Origin of the sequence: Parvimonas sp. D9, from assembly GCF_035282565.1 — a bacterium.
In the GTDB taxonomy this organism is placed as follows: Bacteria; Bacillota; Clostridia; order Tissierellales; family Peptoniphilaceae; genus Parvimonas; species Parvimonas micra.
The window spans coordinates 1-245 of sequence record NZ_JAYKBM010000239.1; the positions used below are offsets into that span (position 1 = coordinate 1).

The 245-nt window shown below is 42.0% G+C and carries 1 protein-coding gene; it reads left to right on the forward strand.

From position 1 onward, the window contains the following. Nucleotides 1-245 (forward strand): M20/M25/M40 family metallo-hydrolase (locus VJI94_RS08715; protein WP_324009087.1); only part of this gene is annotated, 245 nt, incomplete at both ends.

The following is a 245-nucleotide window of genomic DNA, read 5'->3' on the forward strand; positions in this document are numbered from 1 at the left end:
GAGCTGATGATAAGAGTGGTGTAGCCATTATTATGGATATGGCTCATTATCTCATGCAACATCCTGAACTGCCTCATGGCATCATTAAAATATTATTCACGCCTGATGAAGAAGTGGGAAGGGGTACAGAAAAATTGGACATGCAAAACTCGGGGCAGACTTTGGTTATACATTGGATGGAGGAGAGCTGGGTACTTATGAAGACGAAACTTTTAGCGCTGATGGAGTGGTCATTACATTTTACG